Raw genomic sequence first — 5,930 nt, forward strand, 5'->3', positions numbered from 1 at the left:
AAGGGACTCCGAGATGGCCGAGAAGTCTTGCCGTGCGAGCTGAAGATGTTCGATCAGAAGCGCCCGACGATCTGCTCGACTCGTGGCATCCGAAAAGGCGAGACCTTTACGCGGGATATGCTGACAACCAAGGGGCCAAACCGCGGCCTGGCCCCGCGGCTCATTCCCGAGATCGTCGGCAAACAGGCTCTCGAGGACATTCCGCCCGACACGCATATCACATTTGCGATGGTGGACCTGTGACGATTGTGATTTGTATTTTATGGAGGAGATAGATGCAATTCCCCATCGGATATTTTTGAGATGAGCGTTATTCTCAGCCGCCAGCGTATGTATAAAATCATGAGTCGGGAAAAATGATACAAAAACATTTTTTAGGGGCGTACGCACACGGCCCGATAATAATACCCCGGATGACGTCAGGGCTTGCATTTCTTTTGTATTGTTGGTTTTCAATGACCGGATGTATGGCACAAGCTGGTTATCACTCACAGTTACTTCAAATTTTTTAGGATAATACATGCGTTTGCCCGATTGCTTATTATATATTTTATAAGCACTCTCTTTTGCTGTCCATATAAGCCATGCTGCATAGGCAAGCATATTGCTTGAACATATATAACGTTGCTCCTTTGGAGTGAATAGCTTATTTAAATAGCGCTGTGTAAGAAAGTGCTTGTTTTCTACAGCATGCTTTATGCTTACAATATCGTTCCCAATAAACATCTGAATGTTATGTTGTTTTTTGCTTTGTGACAACTGCTATTGCGTCAGCAACAGTCCGCATTCCATCGGCAGTTTTGTCATCAATAGTGATACCGAATTTATCTTCCATATCTAATATGATATCTACAAAACGGGTTGAGTTGATCTTCAGATCTTTTATCAGATCCGAATTGTCGTTAATAGTATCGAGGTTAATTTCTGCCGGCACGTACTGCCTGATCAGCTCCATTAGTTTTTCCCTGATGGCCTGAGCATCTGCATTTTTACTTGTTTTCATGGTTGTTTAGATTAGTTGTTTGATTATTGCTGCTATCACGGGGAATAAACATGCCGCTTAGAATTCCGGAGGCAATTTCTTCACCCTGTTGAGTTATCATTTTTACTTTGCATTTTAATTTATTTCTTCGAAAAAATATTTTCTCTGCTTCAACAATTACTGTTTCACCCGGGTATACAATTCTCAGAAATTCAACTTCCGATTGTGTGAATACAAGTGTTACGTAGTTCATGATTTCTTTGTCACCAATCAATGATATTCCCATACACACCAAACCAATTTGCGCCATACATTCGGTAAGTATTACCCCTGGTGTTACGGGGTTTTTGGGAAAATGTCCTTTGTAAAAAAATTCATCTTCTTTAAAACAATATTTCCCCCTGATATTGTTGCCATTTACCTGGATGATCTCATCAACAAAGCGAAAAGGGGGTTGCTGAGGCAGCAAGTGTACTATTTCTCCCGTTGATAATGGTTGACGTATTTGTATGATCATTTTTTGTTCAGTTTATATTCTTTCTGTTACTAATCTGCTTGTGCTTTAACTTCTATAAGCATGGATGACCAGGTAAGTCCGGCACCCAATACTGCCAAAATAATATTTGTTCCGATTTTTAATTTTTCAAAATTCATACTCAGTACTGAAGGAGCCCCTGCGCTGCCTGTATTTCCTTTAAGAATAACATTATGCCAATGATTTTCTGCACTGATTTCGCAGCGTTGACAAACCGATGTCAATACTTTATAATTCGCCTGATGACCGATAAAATGAAAATCACCTGTTTTATAAGCCTTGTCTTGACTTAATTCTTTTATCATTCCAACTGTATTTTTGATGGCAAAATTTTGGACAGCATTTCCGTCCTGGGAAAAATATCCAACCCGTGGGGCTCGTACTTTTTCACATTGGGAAGGAGAGCTCCAGCTGCCAAACCGGCTTAGCCGAACATTGCTTTTTACCCGTGAAGAAATAATACTTGCGCTGCATCCGTCGCCCCATAAAACGGCGGAACTCCTGTCAGTATAATCGACCACCTTAGTCATTGATTCTACATTGACTATCAGTACATAAAGCGGCATAAAAGAGTTATTCAGATTGTCCAATAAATTATTGACCACTCCAAAGCTGCTACAGGCTGTATTTATATCAATGGCCATGCATTCTATTTCCAGTGCGGCGGCTATAGTTGCAGCCTCTGCAGGAGTACTTCTATCAGGAACACAGGAGGAAGATATGACCATGCCGATCTCTTGCTTCTGGATGCCAGCTCTTTCAATAGCCATCAATGCGGCCTGTTTACCCATTTCCGCGTTGCCGTATTGAGCAGCTTCAACTGCTGCCCTTACATCTTTGTTTTTTGTTGAACGGATATAATCCAAAGGTAAAACGGTTCGCCTTTCTTCAATGCCGACCCTTTCAATAATCCAGTTTATGTCGACACCAATGTTAAGACTGCTTAAAAAATCATTGGTGATGATGTTCTCCGGAAAAAAATGTCCTATCCCATGTAAATACAACATACTGTATTTTTATTAATGGTATTTATTCTTATTTATTTGTTGTTCCACTTCTTTAAGATTAAACAACTGTTTACATCACCAAAGCCGAAACTGGCTTTGGCAATAATGTTTAATTTAACGTTCCATTTTGTCGTTTGCGGAATTTTGTCGTGATCAATTAATGCTGCAATTGAAGCATGTCGGTCTTCACAATTTATAGAAGGATGAAAAAACTCTTCATATAATTCTAATACTGCTGCTATTGTTTCTATACCTCCAGCCGCACCAAGGCAATGCCCTATCATGGATTTAGTGGAATTGATAAATGGAAAATCTTTTCCTTTGCGACCCAGGGCTTCTGCCCAGTTTCTCACTTCCAGCGGATCGGCCATAGTAGAAGTTAAATGACCGCTAATGGCATCTACCTCATCTGGCGATATATTACATTTTGTCAGAGCTCCACGAATACACCGTTGAACGGCCTCAGAATTAGGGGCTGTCATACTCCCTCCGTTTTTCTGTCCGCCACAATTAACCGTTCCTCCCAACAGCTCTGCATAGATGCGCGCACTCCTTGCTATGGCAAATTGCATTTCTTCAAGCACAAGTACTCCTGCTCCTGCTCCGGGTACAAAACCAGAAGCGGAAGCGCTCATGGGCCGGGATGCTTTTTCAGGTTCATTATTTGAATTTCTGTTCAGCACCCGCATAGAATCAAATCCGCCCCATATATATGGTGAATACGCTTCACATCCTCCTGCCAACATGCGGTCTGCTTCGCCGCGTTGAATGTGATTAAATGCATCTATTATTGCCTCGGTACCGGTGCTACATGCACTGGAATTAGTTGTAACCTTGTTTCCAAGGCTTAACATGCCTCCTACATAAGCACTGGCACCACTTACCATCACTTGTTCGACCGCGGCGCTGCCTAATCTTTTTACGTTTCCGGCATTTACCTGCGGAACAACACTATTGCCTAATACATCAGCGCCACCAACTCCTGTACCCAAAATAATTCCTGATTCCCAGTTTACAAGCTTTGAATCTTTTGTGCCCATGGATAACCCTGCATCCAGCCAGGCTTCTTCAGCGGCCATGCAACCGTATAAAATTGCCGAGCTTGGTTTGCCAAGGTGACCAAGATTAAAATACATTGAATAGTTAGATTCTTCTATTACGGGGATGCCTCCAACCTGGCTCGCGAATGCGTTTTGTTGTAACTCTGCAATGTGTTTAATGCCTGATTTGCCTGTGTACAAAGCTTCTTTAAATTTATTTACATTACTGCCATTAGGAGCAACAACGCCAAGACCCGTAACAACAACTCGCCTCATATTATTTTCAAAATCATTCATTGCTTTAATTTTAATGTACTCCGCTTATACTTTCTCCCCCATCTACTTTAATAATACTTCCATTGATCCACCGGGCATTATCTGTACATAAAAGAAATATTACATCAGCTACATCTTCTGTAGTAGTTAAACGATGAAAAGGATTCCGTGTAATGGCTAAAGCTTTGATTTTTTCATGACCCGGAATGAACCTCAATGCAGCCGTATCTGTTACCCCGGCCTGGATCACATTGGTTTTTATTCCATAAGGGGCTAACTCCAGGGCCATGCTACGGCATATGGCTTCCAGAGCGGCTTTGGCTGCGGATACGGCCGCGTAAAACGACCAGGCGATACTGCTACCTTCACTTGTAAGAGCAATTACACGGCTATCCTCCGCAAGCATATTTTCTTTTAATAGCTTCTGAATCCAGCTAATCAGGCTGGTACCCATTGCATATATTGTTCCGGAAAAATCTTCATCCCTTAAATATGTTTTTTCTGTAACTGGTGACAATGGTTTTAAATTGCCAAAGGCTATGCTGTGCAACACTAATCTTATTTTACCATTCCCTGATAATATTTCATTAAGTGAATTGATCACCGCAGCCTGTCCATCTGCAGTAAGGGCATTTACATTATAACTTACAAATTGAATTCCTTTGGATCTTATTTTTTCAAATGCCTGGTCGATAGCCTCCATAGCTCCCCTGCGATCGCGATGTACTATGCATATATTGAATCCTTCCTCAGCAAGCTTACGGGCGGTAGCCAGACCAAAACCGCTGGAACCTCCAAGTATCAGCGCCCAATAATTTTTTGATGAGATGTTATTCATAACTAATTTATATCAGTCAGTTTAATTGTTTTTTGTGCACAAAGGAAAGCGATCAGTGTTATTCAATATCAGTTTATTATTGTATGCTGCCGGTGATCATCAGGTTTTCGTGTTTCAACTTATAGCATTAAAAAAAGGAAACATCAAACGCGAATCTGGCTTCTTCTTCCCACTGGCCTACCTTTAAAATATAAGGATTGTTATCTATTAAATAACGTTTGGCGAAAAGTTGAGCTTCATTCGATGTGCTATCGATCTTAGGAATTTGCTCAATATCCAATCGCATTAAAACAACAGGGTCATTTATTTCTTTAGAATAGCTTTTAATATCACTGATACATTCAAATGTCATTAACTCGTTATAAAAATTTAATTCAGATGGAGAGATCGCAATAATCAAATCTGTATTCTTTTTAAGAAGCGCTTGCGCTATGATGGTTTGCATCAATTGTGTTGTCATGCATGTACTCCGGTGATTTTGTACAATAGCCTGGTTAGTAACTTCTGCAATGCGCCTGTTTTGTTTTCTTAATTGCGATATTTCAGTAAAAAAAGCCCCATCGGAAGGTAGCCCAAGCATATTAGAATCCTGTACCAGACTTAAAACCCCTTGTACCTTGTTATCTTCTGCACATGCAATAAATGTGGCGATTTGTTTACTGAATTCGAAAGGTCTGATACGCATTCCATTGCGATAGGGTTTGATGAACCCCTGTTCAACAAAAATATCATGTACAATCCTGTATGCATTTAAAAGTTCTTTTATGTTAAATGCACGTTTTATTTCAAAACCCTGGTTTTCAGGAGAAGCGAATAGCCCCTTCCTGCGCAATAAGATCATTTTTCTTTTATCTCTTGCAGTTTGTTTGGCCATTTGTTGTTGGGCAACTGCGCGGCTGGTTCGTATCATGGGGTTAGTTTTTTCAGACAGTTTATTTTAATTTCGATTTGATTTACCCTTGAGAAATAATTTTCATCATATTTCTTCTTTCAATGGTAATAGGAGTTTTATACTGAACAATTTTAAAATTAGTGCTCCTGTTTTTAAGAATGACCGCAACCAGGGTAATGCATCAAAATCGGACGGCTTTACCCCGCATGCGATCGCGGAGGCCCCTATCTTTTTTGCATGACGTATCGCGATGATACCCATACCAAGATCCCTGTATATAAGTTTAAGTGGATTCCATGTTTTTTCACTAAACCATGAGGCATCAACTACTTTAAGCGGAACATTATATTCCAAAGCTGC

Annotated in this window: 8 protein-coding genes; all 8 read right to left on the reverse strand. The window is 40.5% G+C overall.

All coding sequences use genetic code 11. The features are described from left to right. A partial coding sequence (locus HYU69_10515) for a 4-phosphopantetheinyl transferase family protein (protein MBI2270771.1) occupies positions 1-726 on the reverse strand: 726 nt, incomplete at its 3' end. A gap of 7 nt (positions 727-733) precedes the next feature. Further along, on the reverse strand, positions 734-1,003 hold the full coding sequence (locus HYU69_10520) for an acyl carrier protein (protein ID MBI2270772.1): 270 nt from the start codon (positions 1,001-1,003) through the stop codon (positions 734-736). After that, positions 990-1,499: a hydroxymyristoyl-ACP dehydratase gene (locus tag HYU69_10525; GenBank protein MBI2270773.1), complete on the reverse strand. Its 510-nt coding sequence runs from the start codon at positions 1,497-1,499 to the stop codon at positions 990-992. Before HYU69_10525 ends, HYU69_10520 begins: the two co-directional genes overlap by 14 nt. Positions 1,500-1,528: 29 nt before the next feature. Next, positions 1,529-2,524: a ketoacyl-ACP synthase III gene (locus tag HYU69_10530; GenBank protein MBI2270774.1), complete on the reverse strand. Its 996-nt coding sequence runs from the start codon at positions 2,522-2,524 to the stop codon at positions 1,529-1,531. A gap of 32 nt (positions 2,525-2,556) precedes the next feature. Further along, a complete protein-coding gene (locus HYU69_10535) occupies positions 2,557-3,840 on the reverse strand; it encodes a beta-ketoacyl-[acyl-carrier-protein] synthase family protein (protein ID MBI2270775.1) in 1,284 nt (427 codons plus the stop codon). Positions 3,841-3,871: 31 nt separating this feature from the next. Next, a complete protein-coding gene (locus HYU69_10540) occupies positions 3,872-4,678 on the reverse strand; it encodes an SDR family oxidoreductase (GenBank protein MBI2270776.1) in 807 nt (268 codons plus the stop codon). Between the two features lie 127 nt (positions 4,679-4,805). Continuing rightward, positions 4,806-5,588: a hypothetical protein gene (locus HYU69_10545; protein MBI2270777.1), complete on the reverse strand. Its 783-nt coding sequence runs from the start codon at positions 5,586-5,588 to the stop codon at positions 4,806-4,808. A 66-nt stretch (positions 5,589-5,654) separates the two neighbouring features. Continuing rightward, positions 5,655-5,930: hypothetical protein (locus HYU69_10550; GenBank protein ID MBI2270778.1), on the reverse strand; the 276-nt coding region annotated here is incomplete at its 5' end.

The sequence above is a fragment of the Bacteroidota bacterium genome (assembly GCA_016183775.1).
GTDB lineage: Bacteria > Bacteroidota > Bacteroidia > JABDFU01 > JABDFU01 > JABDFU01.

What these genes read in the sequence shown, in the direction of transcription:
- HYU69_10545 (MBI2270777.1), bottom strand. Translation starts at nt 5,588, where the DNA reads ATGATACGAACCAGCCGCGCAGTTGCCCAACAACAAATGGCCAAACAA.
- HYU69_10535 (MBI2270775.1), bottom strand. Translation starts at nt 3,840, where the DNA reads ATGAGGCGAGTTGTTGTTACGGGTCTTGGCGTTGTTGCTCCTAATGGC.
- HYU69_10520 (MBI2270772.1), bottom strand. Translation starts at nt 1,003, where the DNA reads ATGAAAACAAGTAAAAATGCAGATGCTCAGGCCATCAGGGAAAAACTA.
- HYU69_10530 (MBI2270774.1), bottom strand. Translation starts at nt 2,524, where the DNA reads ATGTTGTATTTACATGGGATAGGACATTTTTTTCCGGAGAACATCATC.
- HYU69_10540 (MBI2270776.1), bottom strand. Translation starts at nt 4,678, where the DNA reads ATGAATAACATCTCATCAAAAAATTATTGGGCGCTGATACTTGGAGGT.
- HYU69_10525 (MBI2270773.1), bottom strand. Translation starts at nt 1,499, where the DNA reads ATGATCATACAAATACGTCAACCATTATCAACGGGAGAAATAGTACAC.